This is a genomic window from Streptomyces sp. NPDC021020, from assembly GCF_044333285.1.
GTDB lineage: Bacteria > Actinomycetota > Actinomycetes > Streptomycetales > Streptomycetaceae > Actinacidiphila.
The window spans coordinates 418,774-441,360 of the sequence record NZ_JBIRQQ010000007.1 but is presented as its reverse complement, the minus strand read 5'-3'; the positions used below and the strand labels follow the sequence as shown (position 1 = coordinate 441,360).

At 74.6% G+C, this 22,587-nt stretch carries 18 protein-coding genes; 11 read left to right on the top strand and 7 right to left on the bottom strand.

Annotation, left to right across the window (positions count from 1 at the left end; translation table 11 throughout):
• Position 1: 1 nt before the first annotated feature.
• From ACH4SL_RS23270 to ACH4SL_RS23260, 3 genes are all read right to left on the bottom strand, one after another.
• Positions 2-2,386 carry a glycoside hydrolase family 65 protein gene (locus ACH4SL_RS23270; RefSeq protein ID WP_398448527.1) on the bottom strand — a complete coding sequence of 795 codons (2,385 nt, stop codon included), beginning with the start codon at positions 2,384-2,386 and terminating at the stop codon, positions 2-4.
• 90 nt (positions 2,387-2,476) lie between these two features.
• The gene (locus ACH4SL_RS23265) at positions 2,477-3,145 is read right to left on the bottom strand and encodes a helix-turn-helix domain-containing protein (RefSeq protein ID WP_398448525.1); all 669 of its coding nucleotides are present in this window, start codon (positions 3,143-3,145) and stop codon (positions 2,477-2,479) included.
• A gap of 222 nt (positions 3,146-3,367) precedes the next feature.
• Entirely contained in the window at positions 3,368-4,975 is a 1,608-nt protein-coding gene (locus tag ACH4SL_RS23260) for a purple acid phosphatase family protein (RefSeq protein ID WP_398448783.1), read from the bottom strand.
• A 318-nt stretch (positions 4,976-5,293) separates the two neighbouring features.
• Here ACH4SL_RS23260 and ACH4SL_RS23255 point away from each other — a divergent pair, with 318 nt between their 5' ends.
• Positions 5,294-7,351 carry a phosphocholine-specific phospholipase C gene (locus ACH4SL_RS23255; RefSeq protein WP_398448523.1) on the top strand — a complete coding sequence of 686 codons (2,058 nt, stop codon included), beginning with the start codon at positions 5,294-5,296 and terminating at the stop codon, positions 7,349-7,351.
• 61 nt (positions 7,352-7,412) lie between these two features.
• Positions 7,413-8,036, top strand: coding sequence for an RraA family protein (locus tag ACH4SL_RS23250; protein WP_398448520.1), 624 nt, complete (start codon positions 7,413-7,415; stop codon positions 8,034-8,036).
• Between the two features lie 24 nt (positions 8,037-8,060).
• Here the strand turns inward: ACH4SL_RS23250 and ACH4SL_RS23245 are convergent, their stop codons facing one another.
• Complete coding sequence (locus tag ACH4SL_RS23245) at positions 8,061-8,471, bottom strand: winged helix-turn-helix transcriptional regulator (protein ID WP_398448780.1); 411 nt, start codon at positions 8,469-8,471, stop codon at positions 8,061-8,063.
• Between the two features lie 98 nt (positions 8,472-8,569).
• Between ACH4SL_RS23245 and ACH4SL_RS23240 the strand changes: the two genes are divergently transcribed.
• Positions 8,570-10,018 (top strand): MFS transporter, encoded by a 1,449-nt coding sequence (locus ACH4SL_RS23240; RefSeq protein WP_398448518.1) that lies wholly within the window; start codon positions 8,570-8,572, stop codon positions 10,016-10,018.
• Positions 10,019-10,048: 30 nt separating this feature from the next.
• Here the strand turns inward: ACH4SL_RS23240 and ACH4SL_RS23235 are convergent, their stop codons facing one another.
• A complete protein-coding gene (locus ACH4SL_RS23235; protein WP_398448777.1) occupies positions 10,049-10,981 on the bottom strand; it encodes a LysR family transcriptional regulator in 933 nt (310 codons plus the stop codon).
• 93 nt (positions 10,982-11,074) lie between these two features.
• On the opposite strand from ACH4SL_RS23235, the gene ACH4SL_RS23230 reads away from it, so the two are divergent.
• From ACH4SL_RS23230 to ACH4SL_RS23195, 8 genes are all read left to right on the top strand, one after another.
• Positions 11,075-11,779: a succinate dehydrogenase cytochrome b subunit gene (locus ACH4SL_RS23230; protein ID WP_398448516.1), complete on the top strand. Its 705-nt coding sequence runs from the start codon at positions 11,075-11,077 to the stop codon at positions 11,777-11,779.
• A gap of 10 nt (positions 11,780-11,789) precedes the next feature.
• Complete coding sequence (locus tag ACH4SL_RS23225) at positions 11,790-13,748, top strand: fumarate reductase/succinate dehydrogenase flavoprotein subunit (RefSeq protein ID WP_398448514.1); 1,959 nt, start codon at positions 11,790-11,792, stop codon at positions 13,746-13,748.
• Positions 13,745-14,494, top strand: coding sequence for a succinate dehydrogenase/fumarate reductase iron-sulfur subunit (locus tag ACH4SL_RS23220; protein WP_398448512.1), 750 nt, complete (start codon positions 13,745-13,747; stop codon positions 14,492-14,494). The genes ACH4SL_RS23225 and ACH4SL_RS23220 overlap by 4 nt, the downstream gene beginning before the upstream one ends.
• 186 nt (positions 14,495-14,680) lie before the next feature.
• Entirely contained in the window at positions 14,681-16,708 is a 2,028-nt protein-coding gene (locus ACH4SL_RS23215; protein WP_398448510.1) for a GTP-binding protein, read from the top strand.
• Between the two features lie 60 nt (positions 16,709-16,768).
• The gene (locus ACH4SL_RS23210; protein WP_398448508.1) at positions 16,769-17,137 is read left to right on the top strand and encodes a DUF427 domain-containing protein; all 369 of its coding nucleotides are present in this window, start codon (positions 16,769-16,771) and stop codon (positions 17,135-17,137) included.
• 112 nt (positions 17,138-17,249) lie between these two features.
• On the top strand, positions 17,250-18,005 hold the full coding sequence (locus ACH4SL_RS23205) for an SDR family oxidoreductase (RefSeq protein WP_398448506.1): 756 nt from the start codon (positions 17,250-17,252) through the stop codon (positions 18,003-18,005).
• A gap of 115 nt (positions 18,006-18,120) precedes the next feature.
• Complete coding sequence (locus ACH4SL_RS23200; protein WP_398448503.1) at positions 18,121-19,152, top strand: RNA polymerase subunit sigma-70; 1,032 nt, start codon at positions 18,121-18,123, stop codon at positions 19,150-19,152.
• Positions 19,140-19,760, top strand: a complete 621-nt coding sequence (locus ACH4SL_RS23195) for a TIGR03086 family metal-binding protein (RefSeq protein ID WP_398448501.1) — start codon at positions 19,140-19,142, stop codon at positions 19,758-19,760. The genes ACH4SL_RS23200 and ACH4SL_RS23195 overlap by 13 nt, the downstream gene beginning before the upstream one ends.
• A gap of 110 nt (positions 19,761-19,870) precedes the next feature.
• Here the strand turns inward: ACH4SL_RS23195 and ACH4SL_RS23190 are convergent, their stop codons facing one another.
• Both ACH4SL_RS23190 and ACH4SL_RS23185 read right to left on the bottom strand, forming a co-directional pair.
• Positions 19,871-21,343, bottom strand: a complete 1,473-nt coding sequence (locus tag ACH4SL_RS23190; RefSeq protein ID WP_398448499.1) for an MFS transporter — start codon at positions 21,341-21,343, stop codon at positions 19,871-19,873.
• A 167-nt stretch (positions 21,344-21,510) separates the two neighbouring features.
• Positions 21,511-22,536, bottom strand: coding sequence for a LacI family DNA-binding transcriptional regulator (locus ACH4SL_RS23185; RefSeq protein ID WP_398448496.1), 1,026 nt, complete (start codon positions 22,534-22,536; stop codon positions 21,511-21,513).
• Between the last annotated feature and the right edge of the window lie 51 nt (positions 22,537-22,587).

Genomic DNA, 22,587 nt, shown 5'->3' with positions numbered 1-22,587 from the left:
CTCAGCGCGGCAGCTCCACCGTGACCTCGCGGCCCGGTGCGACCTCGTAGGAGCGCCCGTCGACCGCCACCGCGATCGGGTCCTGGCCGGAGTCGGGCACCCCGACCCGCAGCCGGCCGCCGTGCAGCGCCAGGTCGACGCCCCAGTGCTCCCGGTAGCGCAGCGACAGCGAGAAGCGCGACAGCTGCGGCAGCGGCACCGGGTCCAGCCGCAGGCAGTCGCCCCGCGGCTGGAGGCCGGTCAGCCCGCGCTGCACCAGATCCAGCGTCCCGGCCATGGCACCCAGGTGGATGCCCTCGCCGGTGGTGCCGCCCTGGAGGTCGGCGACGTCACCGAGCAGCGCCTCCCGCACGTGCGCCCAGGCGCCCTCGCGGCGCAGCCGGGCCAGCACCCAGCCGTGCACCAGGCCGCTGAGCGTCGAGCCGTGGCTGGTACGCGCCAGGTAGTGGGTCACCGTCCGCGCCCACAGCTCGTCGTCCAGGGTGTGCCCGAGCCGGGCGAAGAGCGCGGTCAGCTCCGCGGGCGGGAAGAGGTAGCCGAGCATCAGCACGTCGGCCTGCTTGGACGCCTGGTAGCGGTTGACGCTGTCGCCCTCCGCCTCCAGGATCCGGTCGAGCCGGCGGATGTCGCCGTAGCGCGCGCGGTAGCCGTCCCAGTCCAGCTCGTCCAGCTCGCCGAAGCCGTCGAACTGGCTGATCACGCCCGCGTGGAAGGGCACCCGCAGCCGCCGCGAGACGTCCTGCCAGCGCTCCGGCTCGTCCGCGCCGATCCCCAGCCGCTCGAACAGCTCGTCGCGGCGCGGCGCGGGCATCGCGTCCACCAGCTCCAGTGCGCGGGCCAGCACCCACGCGGCCGTGACGTTGGTGTACGCGTTGTCGTCCAGCCCCGGGCGGTCCGCCCCCGGGTAGGCGGTGTGGTATTCGTCGGGGCCCACCACCGAGCGGATGCGGTAGCGCTCGTACCCCGGGTCCCACACCGCGGTGCCCGCCCAGAAGCGGGCGACCTGCAGCAGCATCTCGGCGCCCTCGCCGTGCAGGAAGGCGGTGTCGCCGCTGGCCAGGCAGTACTGCCAGACGTTGTACGCGACCGCCGAGCCGACATGGTGCTGCAGATGCGTGTGGTCCGGCAGCCAGCGGCCCGAGCGCGGGTTGAGGTGCAGCCGCTGGGTCTCCTCGTGGCCGTCGCTGCCGCTCTGCCACGGGTACATCGCGCCCTGCCGCCCCTCCGCCCGCGCCGCCCGGCAGGCCGCGTCCAGCCGCCGGTGCCGGTACATCAGCAGCCCCCGCGACACCTCGGGCAGATGCAGGTTGAGGAAGGGCAGCACGAACAGCTCGTCCCAGAAGACGTGCCCGCGGTAGGCCTCGCCGTGCAGCCCGCGGGCCGGCACCCCCACGTCGAGGTCCGCGGTGTGCGGCGACAGCGTCTGGAGGACGTGGAAGAGGTGCAGCCGCAGCACCCCGCCCACGGCGTTGGGCACCTGGATCCTGGCCCGCTCCCACAGCCGCGCCCACGCGGTGGTGTGCTCCGCGAGCAGCACCGCGACGTCTCCCGCGCGCGCCGCCCGCTCCAGCGCGGCGTTCAGCGGGTCGTGGATCGCCGGGTCCCGTGAGGTGTGCAGCGCGAGAACCTTCTCGACGGTCACCTCCCGGGTGCCGCCCACCGCCGCGGTCAGCCGCCGCAGCACCCCGCGCCCGCCCGGCACGGGCGGCTGCGCGCGCACGTCCGCGCCGGTCGCGCGGACGCGGGCGGCCAGCGCCACCTCGATGCCGGAGCTGGACGTGCGGCAGGTCAGCCAGCCGGTGTCCTGGCCCCGCGCGCCCGTGCGGTGGCCGGTCAGATGGCGGCCGTCGAGGTCGCGGTAGCGGGCGACGCCGCTGTTGGTGACGTCGCCGTCGAGCCCCGCCTCGATCTCCAGCTCGCCGCTCCAGCCCTCCGCGGTGACCACCAGCCGCTGCGCGGCGAGATGCGGGTCGCCCATGTGCACCAGGCGGGTCTCGGTCGTGGCGAGGATGCGCCCCGCGCCGTCCCGCAGCCGCATCCGGCGTTCCAGCGTGCCCCGGCGCAGGTCGAGGACGACCTCGTGGTCGAGCACCTCGCAGTCGTCGGGGCCGAACCAGGAGCCGCCCGCCGGGCGCACCCGCAGGGGCAGCCAGTTCGGCAGGTTGACCATGTCCTCGTTGTCGACCTCGCGCCCCGCGACCTGCGACGTCAGCCGGTTGTAGCAGCCGGCCGCGTACGTGCCCGGGTAGTGCGCGCCGCCCGCCGGGGACTCGGCCGCCGCGCCGCGGGTCGCGAAGTAGCCGTTCCCGAGCGTGCACAGCGCCTCGCGCAGCTGCTCGCGCTCCGGGTCGTAGCCCGCGTAGCGCCAGGCCCAGCCGTCCTCCATGCCGCGGTCCCTTCGGCTCGCCCGGCGCGGGAACCGCCGGCAGTCGGTCGTGGGTCGGTACGGGGCCGCGCCGCGGCTACCGGGGTCCGGTCACTCGGTGTCGATACGGCGGCCGGTGACGCTCTTGGGCCGCACCCGTATCCACAGCGGGCGGTCGCCGCCCGCCCACGGCTCCTGGGCGCGGGAGGCCAGCACCTCGGTCTGCGCGGGGTCGTCGACGTGCTCGGCGGTGCCGGTGAGCAGGACGCTCCAGCCGCGGCTGAGGTGGTCGTCGATCTGGTCGACCTGGAAGGACACGCCCTCGCCGGGCGCGGGCGCCGCGGGCCCGCCGGACGCCGTGCGGTAGACCACCGTGCCCCCGTCCACCAGGTAGTTCACCGGCAGCACCGCGGGCCCCGGCTGCACCGGCACCGCGATGCGGCCGACGCCGTGCGTGCCCAGCCGGTCCCAGCACTCGTCGGTGCTGAGGTGGGCGAGCACCGGGCGCGGCGCCGCCTCCGGCTGCCCGGGCGGCGGGTCGCGGCGGCCCTCCATGAGCTCCTGGTAGGTGAGGTCGAGCGCCGCGGCCACCCGTACCAGACCGCCCGGGTCGAAATCCGGGCCGGAGTCCAGCAGGTGCTGCAGATACCGGGGGGACATCGCCGCCCGGGTGGACAGAGCGCTCTCGCTCAGGCCCAGTTGGGCACGGCGCTCCGCGATGCGCCGCACGATCGGATCCCGGTCGGTCCGCTGCCCGCCGGTGCGCGTTTCGCCGGCCATGTCGGACTCTCCCTCCGCCCGAACCTCGGGCAAGATGCCACACCCGTACGTCAAGGGTTGCGCACCTTCGCCTTCCGCGCCACGCGGCGGTCCCGCCCGGCGCCACTGGGCGGGACGGGCGGGCACTCCGCGCACGGCCGGTGACCCCCGGTCGCCGCGACGGAGGGTGCGGAAAGCGGCCTGCGGAGTCCCGCGGGCCGCCCTCCGCTCGCCGGCCGGGTGTCAGCCGCGGCCGTCCGAGCGCCTGCGGTGCAGCGTGAACTGCTCGAAGACCGACAGCTGGCCGTGCGGCTTGTTCACGTTGTAGTACGTGACGTGCAGCCGGGTCGTGTCACCGGGGAAGCGTCCCGGGTCGACCGTGAAGGCCGCGAAGCCGTACGGGTGCTCGACGTCGCGCACGCCCGTCCAGACCGCCTGCTCCTTGACGTACGTCGCGGCGCGCTTGCCGCCGCCCGAGGGGCGGCTGTCGGCCACCGCGGTGATCACCTTGGCCGTGCCGTCCTTGAAGAACGACTGGTTGGTGGTGCCCGAGACACCGCCGCCGCCCAGCACCATGTGGACGGTGCCGAGGCTCGTGTCGATGTCGTCGGTGCGGGTCGACGCCGGGTTCGGGGTCAGCGTCTCGCTGCCGCTCACCACGCCGCGCACCGCGAGCGAGCGCTCGTAGTTGTGCTCGTGGCCGCACACGACGAGGTCGACCTGGTAGCGGTCGAACAGCGGCCCGTACGCCGCCCGCAGGCCGAGGTCCGCGCCGTTGGCGTCCGAGGAGCTGATCATCACCTGGTGCATCGCCACGACGATCCAGTCGACGTCCTTGCTCCGCCGCGCGGCCTTCAGCTCCCGCTCCAGGAAGGCCAGTTGGCGCCCGCCGGAGTAGCCGTGCACATAGTTGTCGCCGCCGTCCTGGAGGGCCACGTCGTCGTTCTGCAGCACGATGACCCGCACCGATCCGGCCGTGAAGGCGTACCACAGGCCCGCGAGTTCGTCGTCCGTCTCGGTCGAGGGCAGTTCGAAGTACGCCTGGTAGGCGCCCAGTCCCAGCGGGCCGTTGCCGGACTCGATCTCGTGGTTGCCCGCGGCGGGCATCCACGGCCGGAAGCGGGCCGAACGCGCGTTGTTGGCGAAGAAGTTGTTCCAGGTGCGCACCCGGTCCACGTCCAGGTTGGCGTAGCACAGGTCGCCGTTGAGCAGGTGGAAGAGCGGCGCGACCTGCTCGACGCCGGCGACGATGTCCATCGTGGCGGGCGTCGAGTTGGCGTCCAGCGCCACCGTGCCGTCCGCCGCCCAGGTCACCTGCGGGGCGGACTGGTCGCCGAAGCTGGTGAAGGTGAGCGGTTGACGGCCGCGCGGCGCGGTGCGGAAGGTGCCGCTGTCCGGGGTGCCGCCGTCGTGCGAGGCGAGGTAGTAGTAGTCGGTGCCGGGGCGCAGCCCGCCGAGCAGCACGTGGTGGACGTACACCGTGCGGCCGGACTTGCCGTCGGTGTAGGTGCGGGTCCGCGCCGCCGCGCCGGAGCCCAGGCCGTGCTCCAGGGTGCCGTAGAGCACCCGGGGGCGCTTGACCGGGCCGTCGGTGATCCAGGACACCGCCATCTGGCTGGACGGGTCCTTGCCGAACGTCAGGTGCAGGCCCAGCACCGGGGAGGCGCCGCCCGCGTCGGGTGCGGGGTGGAAGGCGGGCGCGCCGGCCGGGGCGGCCGCCGCGGTGCCCGCGCCCAGCAGCGGCACGGCGACCGCGCCCACCCCCGCGCTGCCCAGCAGGCCGACCGCGGTGCGCCGGCTGAGGCGGTCACCGGACGCGGACGGCTCCGGGGTCTCCATCTGTGCGACCATCATTGCTCCTTGGTGCATGGGCTGGGATCGCGTGAAGACTCGCGCCCTCCGGCGACGCCCAGTTGAACACCGGCTGTCCACCGCGGGGCGGAAGCAGCCGGCCGCGCCGCACCGCGGACCGCCGCCGCGGGTCCGCGCCGCCGGCCGCCGCCCGGCCCCTGCGCTTCCGCCGTACCGCGGGCGGCTGTTCGCGACGCGTACCGCGGTAAGTCACACGGCCGACACGGGCGATTCGCCCGGGGTCGCTGCTGTGGGACCGCCTTCCCTCCGTATCCCCGGACTCCCGCACCCTCGACGAGCTAAGAGGTGTTCCGACCCATGGCCGAACCCACCCGGCGGCGGTTCCTGCAGATCGCCGGCGCCACCGCCGGCTTCAGCGCCCTGTCCGGCAGCATCGCCCGCGCCGCCGCGATCCCGGCCCGGCGCCGCACCGGCACCATCAAGGACATCGAGCACATCGTCGTCCTGATGCAGGAGAACCGGTCCTTCGACCACTACTTCGGCACGATGCGCGGGGTACGCGGCTTCGGCGACCCGCGCCCGGTGCTGCTGGGCAACGGCAAGCCGGTCTTCCACCAGCCCGACGGGGCGGGCAACGAGGTGCTGCCCTACCACCCGGACGCCGGTGACCTCGGCATGCAGTTCATCGAGGGCCTCAACCACGAGTGGACCGGCAGCCACGCGGCCGTCCACGACGGCCGCTACGACCGCTGGGTCCCCGCCAAGTCCGCAGCCACGATGGCGTACCTGACCCGCGAGGACATCCCCTTCCACTACGCGCTCGCCGACGCCTTCACCGTCTGCGACGCCTACCACTGCTCCTTCATCGGCGGCACCGACCCGAACCGCTACTACATGTGGTCCGGCTGGACGGGCAACGACGGCAAGGGCGCGGGCCCGGTCGTCGACAACTCCGAGCTGGGCTACTCGTGGACGACCTACCCCGAGCGGCTGGAGCGGGCCGGGATCTCCTGGAAGGTCTACCAGGACATCGGCGACGGCCTGGACGCCGCGCACTCCTGGGGCTGGATCCAGGACGCCTACCGCGGCAACTACGGCGACAACTCGCTGCTGTACTTCGACAACTACCGCAACGCCCAGCCCGGCGACCCGCTCTACGACAAGGCCCGCACCGGCACGAACGCCGCGGCCGGCGACGGGTTCTTCGACGTGCTGCGCGCCGACGTCACCGCCGGGCGGCTGCCGCAGATCTCCTGGATCGCCGCCCCCGAGGCCTTCTCCGAGCACCCCAACTGGCCCGCCAACTACGGCGCCTGGTACATCTCGCAGGTGCTGGACGCGCTCACCGCCGACCCCGAGGTGTGGAGCAGGACCGCGCTGTTCCTCACCTACGACGAGAACGACGGCTACTTCGACCACGTGGTGCCGCCGTTCGCCCCGCCCGCGGCCGGCCGCGGCGCCTCCACCGTCAGCACCGACCTGGAGGTCTTCCCGGGCAACGGCACCTATGCCGCGGGGCCCTACGGGCTCGGGCAGCGGGTGCCGATGACGGTCGTCTCCCCGTGGAGCACCGGCGGCTACGTGTGCTCCGAGGTCTTCGACCACACCTCGCTGGTGCGCTTCATGGAGCGCCGCTTCGGGGTGCACGAGCCGCAGATCTCACCGTGGCGCCGCGCCGTCTGCGGCGACCTGACCTCGGCCTTCGACTTCTCCCTCGCCCGCGAGCGGCCCGCCCCGCTGCCCGCCACCGACGGCTACCGCCCGCAGGACGGCGACCGGCACGACAGCTACGTGCCCGTACCGCCGGCCCACCAGAAGCTGCCCGTGCAGGAGCCCGGCAGCCGCCCGACCCGCCCGCTGCCGTACGCCCCGCTGGTGGACGCCTCGGTGTCCCCGGACAAGGGCGCGCTGACCCTCACCTTCTTCGCCGGAGCGGGCGCGGGCGCGTGCTTCCACGTCACCGCCGCGGGAGAGGACGCCCCGCGGACGTACACCGCGGCGGCCGGCCGGACCGTCAGCGGCCGGTGGGAGACCGCGGACCGCGACGGCGGCTACGACGTGACCGCGTACGGCCCGGCCGGATTCCTGCGCGCCTTCCGCGGCTCCACCGCGCACGCCGGGCCCGAGGTGACCGCCCGGCACCAGGCCGCGACCGGCCGGGTCGAGCTGACCCTCGTCAACAACGGCCGCACCGACGTCCGGCTGACCGTCCGCAACTCCTACGACGGCCACCACGCCGCCTGCACCCTGCGCCCCGGCCACCGCGAGACCCACACGGTCGACCTGGCCCGCAGCAGGCGCTGGTACGACCTGACGGTGACCGCCGACCACGACCAGGCCTTCCTGCGCCGCCTCGCCGGGCACGTCGAGAACGGCCTGCCGGGCGTCAGCGACCCCGCCCTCGCGACCGGCTGACCGCCGGGTAACGTGCCAGGGGCGCTCCCGGCCGGGAGCGCCCCGCACGGAAAGGCCGCTCATGGGCGACGCGCACGACTTCCGGGAGATCTCCCCGACGACCCTCGCCGACGTCCTCGGACGCGGCCAGGTGATGGACCACGGGCTGCGTCCGCTGTGGGGGCCGGCCCCGCGGATCGCGGGTCCCGCCTTCACCGTGCGCTGCCCGCCCGGCGACAACCTCATGCTGCACGCCGCGATCCACCGGGCCCCGGCGGGTTCGGTGGTCGTCATGGCGGCCGGGGACACCGACTACGCGGTCGCGGGCGGCAACGTCTGCGCCGTCGCGCAGCGCCGCGGCATCGCGGGTTTCGTCATCGACGGGGTGATCCGCGACCTGGCCGAGATCCGGGAGATGGGCTTCCCGGTGCTCGCCCGCGGCATCGTGCCCTGCCCCGGCGTGAAGTCCGCGGTGCTGCCGCTGGGCGAGCCGGTCGACTGCGGCGGCGTCCGGGTGCACGCCGGTGACATCGTTGTGGCCGACGAGGAGGGCGTCGCCGTCGTCCCGGCGGGGCGGGCGGCCGAGGTGCTGGCGGCGGCCCGCACGAAGCTCGCCAAGGAGGCCGCCCAGGACCTCGACGCCTGGGAGGCCGAGCACCGCGCCCGTATCGACGCGGCTCTCGCCGGGGGCGGCCACCGGGACTGACCTGTGCCGCCCGGTCCGGCGCCGTCAGGGCATCGGAGCGCCGTGGTCGTCGTAGCCGGTACGGGCCGTGGCCACGTCGCCGGCGTGCTCGCGCCACCACTCGGTGAGGTGGTGGAAGAGCGGGGCGAGGCTCATCCCCAGCTCGCTGATCTCGTACTCCACCCGGGGGGGCACCTCCGGGTGGTACGTGCGCACCACCAGGCCGTCGCGCTCCATCTGGCGCAGCCGCTGGGTGAGCACCTTCGGGGTGATCGTGCCGATCCGGCGCTCCAGCTCCACGAAGCGCTGCCGCCCGAACTCGTTGAGCGCCCACAGGATCGGCGTCGTCCAGCGGCTGAACACCAGGTCCACGACCGGCCCGATCGGGCACGGCTCCGCCTGGACCCCCGCGGCGGCGCCCCGCGCGGGACGTGCGCCGGCGGGCGGGGACATCATCTCGGGCATGGCTGCTTCGCCTTTCCGGACTCGGACGGGAGGACCGGAGTCACTATCCTCTAGGTACCTACTATATCCGCGTTGCTAGCGTCCCGGCCATGTCACTCACCGCCGCCCGGCGCGGCTCCGCACCGCAACTCCCGGCCGTCGTGCGCCCCGGCCTGGTCCTGGCCTTCCTCTGCGTGGTGCAGTCGATGGTCTACCTCGACGTCACGATCGTGAACGTCGCCCTGCCCTCCCTCCAGCACGGCCTCGGCATGGCCGACGGCGACCTGCAGCTCGTCGTGACCGCCTACGGCACCGTCCTCGGCGGCTTCCTGCTGCTCGGCGGGCGGCTCGCCGACATGCTCGGCCGGCGCCGCCTGCTGCGGGCCGGCATGGCGCTCTTCGGCGCCGCCTCGCTCGCCGCCGGGCTCGCGCACGAGCCCGGCGTGCTGATCGCCGCCCGCGCCGTCCAGGGCCTGGGCGCCGCGCTGACGGCGCCCGCCGCGCTGTCCGCGCTGACCACGACCTTCCCCGAGGGCGCCGAGCGCAACAAGGCGCTCGGCATCTGGGGCGCGCTCGCCGGTGTCGCCTCCGTCGTCGGGGTGCTGCTCGGCGGCCTGCTCACCCAGGGCCCCGGCTGGCGGTGGATCTTCTTCATCAACGTGCCCGTCGCGCTCGCCGCCCTCCTCCTGGCACCGCGGGTGCTGCCCGAGAGCCGCGTGGAGCACGACGGGCCGCGCCGCTTCGACGCCGCGGGCGCGGCGAGCCTGACGGCGGGACTGCTGCTGCTCATCTTCACCCTCGACCAGGCCGTCACGGCGGGCTGGGCCACCGTGCGCACCGTCGGCGGCCTGGCCGGCGCGGCGCTGCTGCTCGCTGCTTTCGTCGCCGTCGAACTCCGCACCGCGGCGCCGCTGCTGCCGATGCGCATCTTCCGGCTGCGCGCACTGCGCACCGCCAACATCGGCGCGATGCTGATGCTCGGGGCGATGGGGACGCTGTTCTTCTTCGCGAGCCTGTTCATGCAGCAGGTGCTGGGCTACGACGCGCTCAGGACCGGACTGGCCTACGTCCCGCTGGCCGTCGCCGTGATCGTGGGGGCGGGCGTCGCCTCCGGCCTGGTCACCAGGCTCCCGGCCAGGGCGGTGCTCGCCGCGGGCCTCGCCCTGGCCACGGCCGGGCTGCTGCTGCTCGCCGCTCTGCCCGTGGACGCCGGGTACGCCGGCCGGGTGCTGCCACCCTTCCTGCTGGTCGGCGTGGGGCTCGGGATGTCCTTCGTGCCGCTGCAGATCGCCGCGGCCTTCGGGGTGGACGGGCGCGAGTCGGGGGTGGCCGCCGGGCTGATCACCACCAGCCAGGAGGCGGGCGGCGCGGTCGGCGTGGCGGTCGTGTCCACCGCGGCCTTCACCCGTATCGGCCACGCGGTGTCGGGCCCGTCCGCGAGCGGCCTGCGGGCGGCCCGGGCGAGCGGCTTCCACGAGGCCTTCCTCATCGGCGCCGGTTTCGCCTTCGCCGCGCTGCTGGTGGCGCTGCTGCTGCCGCGGCTGCGGACGGACGGTTAGTACGCACCCCGGGCCCGCACCCGCCCCGGCTCAGGACCGGCCCGGGTGCAGGCCCGGCGAGGCCACCGCCCGGCGGGCCGCGGTCAGCAGCACGTCCTGCAGGACGCGGGCGGCCCGCGGCGGGGCGACGTCGCTGCGGTGGGCCAGGGCCACCGTGCGCCGCAGCCCCGGGCGGGCCAGCGGGGTGACGCGCAGGTCGCTCCCGGCCCGGGCGGCGACGGTCGCGGGGACGACGCCGATGCCGAGCCCCGCCCGTACGAAGCCCAGCACCGCGTCCATCTCGCCGCCCTCGACCGTCAGGTACGGCTCGAAGCCCGCCGCCCGGCAGGCCGCGAGGGTGAGGTCGCGCAGGTCGTAGCCGTGCCGGAACATCACCATCGGGCGGCCCTCCAGATCGGCGATCCGCAGCGGCCCGGCGGCCGGCTCCGCGGGCGGCGGGTCCGCCGCGGAGGAGACCACCACCAGGTCCTCCTGGAAGAGCTCCACCGTGGTCAGCGCGGGCGACGGGCTGGGCAGCGGCAGCACCACGAGGGCGAGGTCCAGCGCGCCGCGGGCCAGATGCCGCACCAGGTCGTGCGAGCCGCCCTCCTCGACCAGCAGCCGGATGCCGGGGTGCCGGTCGTGGAAGGCCCGCAGCACGTCCGGCAGCAGCCCGGTGGCCAGGCTCGGGGTCGCGCCGAGCCGCACCCGGCCGCGGCGCAGCTGCACCAGCTCCAGCACCTCGTGCCGCGCGGTGTCGGCGTCGGCGAGGATCCGCCGGGCCAGCGGCAGCAGCGTCTCACCGGCGTCGGTGAGCGCGATGTTGCCGCGGGCCCGGCTGAAGAGGGCCGCGCCCAGCTCCTTCTCCAGCGCCCTGATCTGCTGCGACAGCGACGGCTGGGAGACGTGCAGGGCCTGCGCGGCCCGGGTGAAATGCCGGGTGTCCGCGACGGCCACGAAGTACGCGAGCTGCTGGAACTGCACACCGCAAGCGTAGCCCTCCATAGCCAGGGCCTATCGACTCCAGCCCGATCATGTCTTGGACCACTGGACATCCGCGGCCGTAGCGTCGTGTCCATGGCATTGGCAACGCGGCCGGACCGGCGCCCCTCGGCGGTCCGCACGGTCTGGGACTCCTCCGTCGGCAAGAAGGCGGTCATGGCGGTGAGCGGCGTGGTGATGCTGCTCTACCTGGTCGTCCATATGTACGGCAATCTGAAGATCTTCTTCGGTCCCGGCACCTTCGACGGCTACGCGCACTGGCTGCGCACCCTCGGCGAGCCCTTCTTCCACTACGAGTGGGCGCTGTGGATCGTCCGGGCCGGCCTCGTCGTCGCCGTGGTCGCGCACGGCGTGTGCGCCTACCAGCTCAGCCGCCGCGACATCCGTTCGCGCCCGGTCGGCTACGTCCACCGCAAGGCCCGCTCCAGCTACGCGACCCGCACCATGCGCTGGGGCGGCGTGATCCTCGCGCTCTTCATCGTGTGGCACATCCTGGACCTCACCACCGGAACCGTGCAGCGCGGCTTCGTGCCCGGCCACCCGTACCACAACGTGGTGGCCGCCTTCCACGACTGGTGGAACAACGTCTTCTACATCGCGGCGATGCTCGCGCTCGGCCTGCACGTCCGGCACGGCTTCTGGAGCGCCGCTCAGACCCTCGGCGCGGGCAGCGCCACCCGCGACCGGGTGCTCAAGGGCACCGCGAACGTCCTCGCCCTGCTGCTGACGGCAGGCTTCATCGCCGTGCCGGTCGGCGTCATGACCGGCCTCGTGAGCTGAGGGATCCGACATGAGCAACCCCACCGCATACGCCGACTACACCACCGGCGAGCCCGTCGCCGACACCAAGGCGCCCGACGGCCCGATCGAGGAGCGCTGGGACACCCGCCGCTTCACCGCCAAGCTGGTCAACCCCGCCAACCGCCGCGGGCACACCGTCATCGTCGTGGGCACCGGCCTGGCCGGCGGCTCCGCGGGCGCCACCCTCGCCGAACAGGGCTACCACGTCGTCCAGTTCTGCTACCAGGACTCCCCGCGCCGGGCCCACTCGATCGCCGCGCAGGGCGGCATCAACGCCGCGAAGAACTACCGCAACGACGGCGACTCCATCCACCGGCTGTTCTACGACACCGTCAAGGGCGGCGACTTCCGCTCCCGGGAGTCCAACGTCCGCCGGCTGGCGCAGATCTCGGTGGAGATCATCGACCAGTGCGTCGCCCAGGGCGTCCCCTTCGCCCGCGAGTACGGCGGCCTGCTCGACACCCGCTCCTTCGGCGGCGTCCAGGTCTCCCGCACCTTCTACGCCCGCGGCCAGACCGGACAGCAGCTGCTGCTCGGCGCCTACCAGGCGCTCTCCCGGCAGATCGCGGCCGGCAACGTCGAGCTGCACCCGCGCACCGAGATGCTGGACCTGCTCGTCGTCGACGGCCGGGCCCGCGGCATCGTCGCCCGCGACCTGGTCACCGGCGAGATCACGCCCTACTTCGCGGACGCGGTCGTGCTCGCCAGCGGCGGCTACGGCAACGTCTTCTACCTGTCGACCAACGCCATGAACTCCAACGCCACCGCGATCTGGCGGGCCCACCGCCGCGGCGCGTACTTCGCCAACCCCTGCTTCACCCAGATCCACCCCACCTGCATCCCGCGCACCGGCGACCACCAGTCCAAGCTCACCCTGATGAGCGAGTCGCTGCGCAACGACGGCCGCATCTGGGTGCCCAAGGCCCAGGGCGACACCCGCCCGGCCGCCGAGATCCCCGAGGACGAGCGCGACTACTACCTGGAGCGCATCTACCCCTCCTTCGGCAACCTGGTGCCGCGCGACATCGCCTCGCGCGCCGCCAAGAACGTCTGCGACGAGGGCCGCGGTGTCGGCCCCGGCGGCCAGGGCGTCTACCTCGACTTCGCCGACGCCGTCGCCCGGCTGGGCCGCAAGGCCGTCGAGGCGAAGTACGGCAACCTCTTCGAGATGTACGAGCGGATCACCGCGGAGAACCCGTACGAGGTCCCGATGCGGATCTACCCGGCCGTGCACTACACGATGGGCGGGCTGTGGGTCGACTACGACCTCCAGACCACGATCCCCGGCCTGTTCGCGATCGGCGAGGCCAACTTCTCCGACCACGGCGCCAACCGGCTCGGCGCCTCCGCCCTCATGCAGGGCCTGGCCGACGGCTACTTCGTGCTGCCCGCAACCCTCAACGACTACCTCGCCCGGCACCCCGGCCACGACACGCCCGGCGCCGACCACCCCGAGGTGGCCGCGGTGCTCACCGCGACCGCCGACCGGCTGCACCGCCTGGTGAGCGTCGGCGGCGACCGCACCGCCGACTCCTTCCACCGCGAACTCGGCGAGCTGATGTGGGAGTTCTGCGGCATGGCGCGCACCGAGGAGGGACTGCGCAAGGCGCTCGACCGCATCCCGCAGATCCGCGAGGAGTTCTGGCGCCGCATCAAGGTGCCCGGCACCGAAGCCGAGTTCAACCAGTCGCTGGAGCGGGCCAACCGCGTCGTCGACTACCTGGAGCTGGCCGAGCTGATGTGCCTCGACGCGCTGCACCGCGCCGAGTCCTGCGGCGGCCACTTCCGCGAGGAGTCGCAGACCCCCGACGGCGAGGCCGCCCGCCGGGACGAGGAGTTCTCCTACGCCGCCGCCTGGGAGTTCACCGGCACCGGCGACGCCCCCGTCCTGCACCGCGAAGACCTGGTCTTCGACCACGTCCACCCCACCCAGCGGAGCTACGCATGAGGCTCACCCTGCGCATCTGGCGCCAGCACGACGCGGCCGCACCCGGCGGCATGACCACCTACGAGGTGGACGGCATCTCGTCCGACATGTCCTTCCTGGAGATGCTCGACACCCTCAACGAGCGGCTCACCGTCGAGGGCGAGGAGCCCGTCGCCTTCGACCACGACTGCCGCGAGGGCATCTGCGGCGCGTGCAGCCTGGTCATCAACGGCGACGCGCACGGCCCCGAGCGCACCACCACCTGCCAGCTGCACATGCGGTCCTTCCGGGACGGCGACACCATCGACATCGAGCCCTGGCGCGCGGCCGCCTTCCCGGTGGTGCGCGACCTCGTCGTCGACCGCTCGTCCTTCGACCGGATCATCCAGTCCGGCGGCTACGTCACCGCCCCCACCGGCTCCGCCCCCGAGGCCCACGCCACCCCCGTGCCCAAGGCCGCCGCGGACACCGCCTTCGAGCACGCCGAGTGCATCGGCTGCGGCGCGTGCGTGGCCGCCTGCCCCAACGGCTCCGCGATGCTCTTCACCTCGGCGAAGATCAACCACCTGAACGTCCTGCCACAGGGCGCGCCCGAGCGCGAGACCCGGGTGCTGGACATGGTCGCGCAGATGGACGCCGAGGGCTTCGGCGGCTGCACCCTGACCGGCGAGTGCGCGACCGCGTGCCCCAAGGGCATCCCGCTGACGTCCATCGCGTCGATGAACCGCGAATGGCTGCGCGCCAACCGCAAGGTCTCCCGCCGGTAGGGCCGCGCGCCGACCGCATCCGAGCGCCCTCGCGCCGCGGCCGCCGGGTATCCGGTTGCCGCCCGCGGGGGCGCTCTGGTGTAGTCGTCGGGTCCTCATCGCCGACGAAGGAGCCCTGAGCAATGCGCGGTCCCGTCATGCCCGCCCCGACAGGAATCCCTTCACCTCCTGAGGACATGACAGCCCGTGGCTTCACTCAATCTCGGCATCCTGGCGCACGTCGACGCAGGTAAGACCAGCCTCACCGAACGGCTGCTGTACGAGGCCGGTGTCATCGACACCGCCGGCAGCGTCGACCGCGGGACCACCCGCACCGACACCCTCGCGCTGGAGCGGCAGCGCGGCATCACCATCAGGTCCGCCGTCGTCTCCTTCCCGCTCGGCGGCACCACCGTCAACCTCATCGACACCCCCGGCCACCCCGACTTCATCGCCGAGGTCGAGCGGGTGCTCGGCGTCCTGGACGGGGCCGTCCTCGTGGTCTCCGCGGTGGAGGGCGTCCAGGCGCAGACCACCGTGCTGATGCGCACCCTGCGCCGGCTGCGCATCCCGACGCTGGTCTTCGTCAACAAGCTCGACCGCTCCGGCGCCGACCTCGACCGCACGGTGGCCGCCGTCGCCGACCGCCTCACCCCGGACGTCGTGCCGATGACCGCCGCCCTGCGGCAGGGCACGGCGCAGGCCGCCGCGGTCCCGTACGCGCCCGGGGACGCCGCCTTCACCGCGCGGCTCACCGAGGTGCTCGCGGGCCACGACGACGCGCTGCTCGCCGCCTGGGCCGAGGACGGCGGCGCCGGGCTGCCGTACGGGCGGCTGCGCCCCGCGCTCGCCGCGCAGACCGCGCGGGCCGCGGTGCACCCGGTGTACGCCGGGTCCGCCGTGACCGGCGCCGGGGTGGCCGCGCTCGCCGACGGCATCGCCCGGCTGCTGCCCGGCGCGGGCGGCGACCCGGACGCGCCGCTGTCCGGCACCGTCTTCGCCGTGCAGCGCGGCGCCGCGGGGGAGCGCGTGGCGTACGTACGGATCGGCGCGGGCACCCTGCGCGTGCGCGACCGGCCGCCGCTGCACCGCGCCGGGGCGGCGGCGGGGGAGGGCCGGGTCACCGCGCTCAGCGTCTTCGCCGACGGCACCGACACCCCGGCGGCGAGCGTGTCCGCCGGGCGCATCGCCCGGGTGTGGGGCCTCGGCGCGGTGCGGATCGGCGACACCATCGGGGTCCCCGACCCGGCGGCGGCGCCCGCCCGGCACTTCGCACCGCCCACCCTGGAGACCGTCGTCGCCGCCCGCCGCACCGCCGACCGCGCGGCCTTGCACACCGCGCTGGGCCGGCTCGCCGAGCAGGACCCGCTCATCGCGCTGCGGCGCGACGAGGACCGCGGGGAGATCGCGGTGTCTCTCTACGGCGAGGTGCAGAAGGAGGTCATCCAGGCGACCCTGGCCGCCGACTACGGCGTGGACGTGGTCTTCGAGCCGACGACCACCCTGCACATCGAGCGGGTCACCGGCAGCGGCGCGGCGGTGGAGTTCAACAAGAAGGACGCCAACCCCTTCCTGGCCACCGTCGGCCTGCGCGTCGACCCGGCGCCGCCCGGCAGCGGCGTCGCCTTCCGCCGCGAGGTCGAACTCGGCTCGCTGCCCTACGCGTTCTTCACCGCCGTCGAGGAGACCGTGCACGCCACGCTCACCCAGGGCCTGTACGGCTGGCAGGTCGCCGACTGCACGGTGACGATGACCCACTCGGGTTACAGCGCCCGGCAGAGCCACGCGCACGCGGTCTTCGACAAGAGCATGTCCAGCACCTCCGGAGACTTCCGGAACCTCACCCCGCTGGTGCTGGCGGCCGCGCTGCGGCAGGCCGGCACCCGGGTGCACGAGCCCGTGCACCGCTTCCGGCTGGAGCTGCCCGCCGACGCGCTGGGCGCGGTGCTGCCCGCGCTCGCGAAGCTGCGGGCGGTGCCCCGCGGTCCGGCGGCGGCCGGCCGCCGCCGCCATGTGCTGGAGGGCGACATCCCGGCCGCCGCCGTGCACGCCCTGGAGCGACAGCTGCCCACCCTGACCGGCGGCGAAGGGGTGCTGGAGACGGCCTTCGGCCACTACGCCCCCGTCACCGGCGAGATCCCGGTGCGCCGCCGCACCGGCCCCGACCCGCGGGACCGCAAGGAATACCTGCTGGCGGTGCGGCGCCGGCTCGGCACCGCGCCGGGGGGTGCTTGACCGTGCCCGGACGATCTGCCTACGGTCGCAATTGCCGCTGCCGACCTCAGGGAGGACCCCGTGGAGCGCACCGTGAAGACGCCCGGTCCGGACCACCCCATCACCGTCGAGCCCAACCCGGCCCGCGTCACCGTACGGGCCGCCGGGAAGGTCGTCGCCGACACCACGCGGGCACTGACCCTCCGGGAGGGGACGTACCCGCCGGTCCAGTACATCCCGCTGGAGGACGTCGAGCCGGGCGCGCTGGTGCCCGGTGACAAGAGCACGTACTGCCCGTACAAGGGCGACGCCTCCTACTACGCGCTGGTCACCGCGGACGGCACGGTGCCCGACGCGGTGTGGACGTACACCGAGCCCTTCCCCGCGGTCGGCCCGATCGCCGGGCACGTCGCCTTCTACCCGCAGCACGTCGAGCTGACGGAGGACTGAGCCCGGCTCCCGTACGGGCCGACGATTTCTCCCGTGCGCCGTTGTCCTTATCCGTGAGGCCCCGCGAGGACCGCGGGGCCCCGGACGAGGACAACGCACCGAGGGAGACACCATGCCCGTCAGCGAACTCGCGGGAAGCACCGCCGTCGTCACCGGCGCCGGCCGCGGCTTCGGCCGAGGCGTCGCCGCCGAACTCATCCGGGCCGGCGCCCGGGTCCTGGGCCTGGCCCGCGACCGGGAGGCGCTGGAGAAGGCACGCGCCGACCTCGGCGACGCCTTCGTGCCCGTGCCCGGCGACGCCACCGACCCCGGCCTGGCAGCGGACCTGCTCGCCCGGCACGCCCCGCGCACGGTGGTGCTCGCCGCGGGCGCGACCCCCGCGATGCTGCCGCTCCAGGACCACACCTGGGAGACCTTCTCCGCCGCCTGGGACACCGACGTACGGCACGTCTTCGGCTGGTCGCGCGCCGCGCTGCGGCAGCCGCTGCCGCCCGGCAGCACCGTGGTGGCCTTCTCCAGCGGCGCCGCCCTGCGCGGATCGCCGCTCAGCGGCGGCTACGCGGGCGCCAAGGCCGCCGTCCGCTTCGTGGCCGCCTACGCCGACGGCCAGTCCCGGCGCCACGGACTGGGCATCCGCTTCACCGCCCTGCTGCCCTCCCTCGCCCCGACCACCGACCTCGGCGTCGGGGCGGCTGCCGCCTACGCGGCGTACGAGGGCATCACCACCGAGGCCTTCGTCGACCGCATGGGCCCGCTGCTGACACCGCAGGCGGCGGGCGCCGCGGTGCTCGAACTGGCCCGCGGGCAGCGGACGGACGCGCTCGCGTACGGGCTCTCCGCGGACGGCCTCACCCCGCTCGCGGACTGACCTCGGCACCTCAGGGCGCCCCGCACACCGCGGGGCGCCCCGGGTGCGATGACTTTGCGGGCCGGGCGCTGTCTGTACTGGTGGACGCCGGTCCCCGAGCACCCGGAGAGGTCACGTGAACACCCTGAGCGGTCACACCACCACCGCGCACACCGCGCCCGACGACGGCGACGACTTCCTGGAGCGGGCCGCCGCCTACCGCCCGGAGCTGATGGCGCACTGCTACCGGATGCTGGGCTCGGTGCACGACGCGGAGGACCTGGTCCAGGAGACGCTGCTGCGCGCCTGGCGCGGCCAGCACGGCTTCGAGGGCCGCTCCTCGCTGCGCTTCTGGCTCTACCGCATCGCCACCAGCGCCTGCCTGACCGCGCTGCAGCACCGCAGCCGCCGGGTCGTGCCCGCCGGGCTCGGCGCGCCGAGCGACGACCCGGACGTGGTGACGGGGCCGCCCGCGGGCGGCATCGAGTGGGTGCAGCCGATGGCCGACCCGCCGCCGGACCCCGCGGCCGTCGTCGCCGAACGCGGCAGCGTACGGCTGGCGTTGATCGTCGCGCTGCAGGAACTCCCGCCGCGGCAGCGGGCGGTGCTCATCCTGCGGGACGTGCTGGCCTGGCGCGCCGCCGAGGTCGCCGAGCTGCTCGGCACCAGCACCGCCGCCGTCAACAGCGCCCTCCAGCGGGCCAGGGAGCGGCTGGAGCGCGCGGCGCCGCACGAGGACGACGTCCACGACGCCCTCGACGCCGACGGGCGCGCCCTCGTCGAGACCTTCGCCCGCGCCTTCCAGGACGCCGACGCCGACACCCTCGCCCGGCTGCTGCGCGACGATGTACGGCTGGAGATGCCGCCCGAGCCCGTCTGGTTCGCCGACCGCTCGGTCGCGCTCGAATTCCTCCGGCGGCAGGTCTTCCCCGTCCTGCCCGACCAGCGGTCGCGCGGCCTGACCGTCAACGACGGCCAACCCGCCCTCGCGCTCTACTGGCGCGGCGCAGACGGCCTCTTCCACCCGCACGCCGTCAGCGTCCTGACGCTGCGCGAGCGGCAAATCGCCCGCGCCGTCGTCTTCCGCGACCCCGCGCTCTTCCCGCTCCTCGGCCTGCCCGGGGCCCTCGCCCCGGGCACGGCGCCGGAGGTGTCATGGCTGCGCTGACCGAGCGCGGCCGGGCGGTGCTGCTGCTGGAGGAGGCCGTCGGATACGGGCTCGGCAGCGTCGAGGCCGTCACGCCCGCCCGGCTGCGGGGGCCGACGCCCTGCGCGGGCTGGGATCTGGAACGCCTGCTGTGGCATCTGCACGAGTCGATGGCGGCGCTGCGGGAGGCCTCCGACCGCGGGGGAGTCGCGCTGCTGCCCGCCGGTCCCGGCGGTCCGCCGCCCGCGGACCCGGTTGCCGCCGTACGCGACGGCGCGGGCGAGCTGCTGGAGAGCTGGCGGTGCTGGGCGGCCCGGCCCGGCCCGTCCTGCGCGCCCGTCGCGGTCGGCGGGATGCCGATACCCGGCGAGACGGTGGCGCTGGTCGGCGCGCTCGAAGTGGCCGTGCACGGCTGGGACGTCGCCCAGGCCTGCGGGCGCGCCCGCCCCATCCCGGCGCCGCTGGCACTGGCCATCCTGCGCCGCGCCCCGCAGGTGGCCGACGCGGGCACCCGCCCCGCGCTCTTCGCGGCGCCCGTGCCCGTACCGCCGCACGCGTGCGCGGGGGACCGGCTCGTCGCCTTCCTCGGCCGCCCGCCGGACCGCGTCCCACCGGACCCCGCGGCCTGACGCCCGTACGGCGCGGGTGTGTTGCGTACGGCCGGACGCGCAGCCGAGGAGACCGCCGCAGGACCCCTCCCGGGTCCTGCGGCGATCTCCTCCGCCTCGCGGCGGGCAGGTCAGACCGTGGCCTCCGCCGCTTCGGGACGCCGCGCCCGCGTGGCGTCCTCCTCCCGCTTGCCCGGCGCCAGCAGCGCGACGGCCGCGCCGAGCGCGGCCGCCGCGGCGGCGACGATCTCGGCGGCGCGGAAGCCGGACATGAACGAACCCACCGACCCGTAACCCCCGTTGGCGGCGAAGACCGCCACCAGCACGGCCACGCCGAAGACACCGCCCGCCTCCCGCACGGTGTTGTTGGTGCCCGCCGCCACGGCGGCGTCCTCGGCCGGCACCGCGCCGACCACCGCGTTCGCCACCGTCGGGAAGACCATCGAGATCCCGATGCCCGCCACGACCAGCGGACCGACCACGCTGCCGTACCCGGTGCCGGCGTCCGCGACCAGGGCCAGCCACAGCAGGCCCGCCGCCTGGAGGAGCATGCCGAGCACCATGAAGGGCCGGTTGCCGAGCCGTTCGGACAGCGCGCCCGCGAGCGGTGCGACGAGCATCGGCATCGCCGTCCACACCAGGATGCGCAGCCCCGTCTGCAAGGGGTTGTAGCCGAGGCCCAGTTGGAACATCTGGGTGATCATGAAGAGCGACCCGATGAGCGAGAAGGTCATGAAGAAGACGGTCCCGTTGGCCACCGAGAAGCCGCGCATCCGGAAGTAGCCCAGCGGCAGCATCGGGAAGCGCGCGCTGCGCTGGCGGCCGAGGAAGCCGGCCAGCAGCACCGCACCCGCCGCGAGCGCGGCCACGACCTCCGCCGAGCCCCAGCCCACCGAGGGCGCCCGCACCGGCGCCCACACCAGGGCCAGCAGCCCGGCGCTGACCAGCGCCACGCCCGCCGGGTCCAGCTGCGGGCGGTTGCCGCGGCTCTCCTCCAGCACCACCATGGCCAGCACCGCGACCGCGAGGCCGACCGGCACATTGATCCAGAAGATCCACTGCCAGGAGATGTCCTGGATGACGACCCCGCCGAGCACCGGCCCCAGGGCGACCCCGAGACCCGTGACGGCGCCCCACACGCCGATCGCCGCGCCCCGTTTCTCGGCCGGGAAGGCGTGGCTGATCAGGGTGAGCGTGAGCGGCAGCACCACCGCGGCGCCCGCGCCCTGCACCACCCGGGCGGCGATCAGCGCCGCCGCCGAGCCGGAGCTCGCGCAGGCGATCGACGCCAGTGTGAAGAGGGCGACGCCCAGCGCGTACGTCCGGCGCCGTCCGAAGCGGTCGCCGAGCGCCGCGCCGGTGAGCATCAGGCAGGCGAAGGCCAGGTTGTAGCCGTTGAGCGTCCACTCCGTCTCGGCCAGGCTCGCGTGCAGGTCGGCGCGCAGCGTGGGCAGCGCGGTGGCGACCACCACCACGTCGAGCGAGGTCAGAAAGGCCCCCAGTGAGGCGAGGACCAGCGTCCAGGCCGTCCGCGCGGCCGGTTCCCCCGCCGGTGGAGCCGTCGGCGAAGGCGGTGTTGTCGTGGTTGTCGGTGTTGTTGCCATGGGAAGAGACGACCTCCGGTCCGGCCCGGGCAGAGCGCCGCGGGCACCTGCGGGCGGCGCCGTCCCCGCCGTCCCCCGGAACGCGTGCCGTCGCGAGCGGCACGGTCGGAAGGGGGAAGGGGGCGGACGCGGCCCTCAGGAATACAGACCAGCCCGCTGGGGGAAAGTCATCGTGCGCCGGGGTCCGGCGCCGGACCGGTCGAGCCGCGCAGCACCAGCTGGGTGGCCAGCTCGACGTGCAGCGCGTCCACGGTGTGCCGGTCCAGCAGCCGCATGAGCAGCGACACGGCCATCCGGCCCATCTCCTCCAGCGGCTGGCGGACGGTCGTCAGCCGCGGCACGGTGCTGCGGCTCAGGTCGATGTCGTCGAAGCCGGTGATCGACAGGTCCTCGGGCACCCGCAGCCGCCGCTCGTACGCCGCGCGCAGCGCGCCGACCGCCGCCTTGTCGTTGAAGGCGACCAGCGCGGTCGGGCGCTCGGGCAGGTCGAGCAGCTCGCAGGCCGCGGTGTAGCCCCAGTCCGCGGTCGGCTCGATGCTGCGCAGCAGCTCGGGGGCGGGCAGCACCCCCGTGTCGGCGAGCGCCGAGGTGTGCCCGGCGAGCCGGGAGCGGCTCGCGAGCCAGTCGCCGGGGCCGCCGATCACCCCGATCCGCCGGTGGCCGAGCTGCACCAGATGGGCGGTGACGGCGCGCGCCGCCGTGAGGTTGGCGGCGGAGACCGACGCGATGTCCTGCGGCAGCGGGGTGCGCGGATCGACGACGACGAAGGGGAAGTCGGCGGCGCGCAGCGCCGCGAGGTCCCGCTCCGGCTCGGGCGGCACGATGAGCACCGCGCCCGCGATCGCCGGGTCCTGCGGCAGCCCGCCCAGCACCTCGCGGTCGCGGGCCGCGTCGCCCGCGCTGAGCACCAGGCGCCGCCCGTACAGCTCCAGCGTCTCGGCGATCGAGGAGACGATCACCCCGAAGTAGTCGCTGAGCACGTAAGGGCAGCGCACGTAGATCGCGCCGTCCGCGGCCCCGCGCCGGGCAGGTGCGTGCGCGCCCAGCCGGGCCGCCGCCCGGCGCACCGCCTCGCGGGTGTCGGGTGCGACGGAGGCGTGGCCGTTCATCACCCGTGAGACGGTCGCGATCGACACGCCCGCCTCGGCCGCGATGGCCCGGACCGTCGCCCGGGAGCCCGGCTGCCTAGCCACGCGTTACACCACTCTGTTTCATACGCAGCAGACTAGCGGCGCCTGCAAGCG

Coding starts and splice junctions, on each gene's coding strand:
- ACH4SL_RS23270 (WP_398448527.1), bottom strand. CDS start 2,386: ATGGAGGACGGCTGGGCCTGGCGCTACGCGGGCTACGACCCGGAGCGC.
- ACH4SL_RS23265 (WP_398448525.1), bottom strand. CDS start 3,145: ATGGCCGGCGAAACGCGCACCGGCGGGCAGCGGACCGACCGGGATCCG.
- ACH4SL_RS23260 (WP_398448783.1), bottom strand. CDS start 4,975: ATGGTCGCACAGATGGAGACCCCGGAGCCGTCCGCGTCCGGTGACCGC.
- ACH4SL_RS23255 (WP_398448523.1), top strand. CDS start 5,294: ATGGCCGAACCCACCCGGCGGCGGTTCCTGCAGATCGCCGGCGCCACC.
- ACH4SL_RS23250 (WP_398448520.1), top strand. CDS start 7,413: ATGGGCGACGCGCACGACTTCCGGGAGATCTCCCCGACGACCCTCGCC.
- ACH4SL_RS23245 (WP_398448780.1), bottom strand. CDS start 8,471: ATGATGTCCCCGCCCGCCGGCGCACGTCCCGCGCGGGGCGCCGCCGCG.
- ACH4SL_RS23240 (WP_398448518.1), top strand. CDS start 8,570: ATGTCACTCACCGCCGCCCGGCGCGGCTCCGCACCGCAACTCCCGGCC.
- ACH4SL_RS23230 (WP_398448516.1), top strand. CDS start 11,075: ATGGCATTGGCAACGCGGCCGGACCGGCGCCCCTCGGCGGTCCGCACG.
- ACH4SL_RS23225 (WP_398448514.1), top strand. CDS start 11,790: ATGAGCAACCCCACCGCATACGCCGACTACACCACCGGCGAGCCCGTC.
- ACH4SL_RS23220 (WP_398448512.1), top strand. CDS start 13,745: ATGAGGCTCACCCTGCGCATCTGGCGCCAGCACGACGCGGCCGCACCC.
- ACH4SL_RS23205 (WP_398448506.1), top strand. CDS start 17,250: ATGCCCGTCAGCGAACTCGCGGGAAGCACCGCCGTCGTCACCGGCGCC.
- ACH4SL_RS23195 (WP_398448501.1), top strand. CDS start 19,140: ATGGCTGCGCTGACCGAGCGCGGCCGGGCGGTGCTGCTGCTGGAGGAG.
- ACH4SL_RS23190 (WP_398448499.1), bottom strand. CDS start 21,343: ATGGCAACAACACCGACAACCACGACAACACCGCCTTCGCCGACGGCT.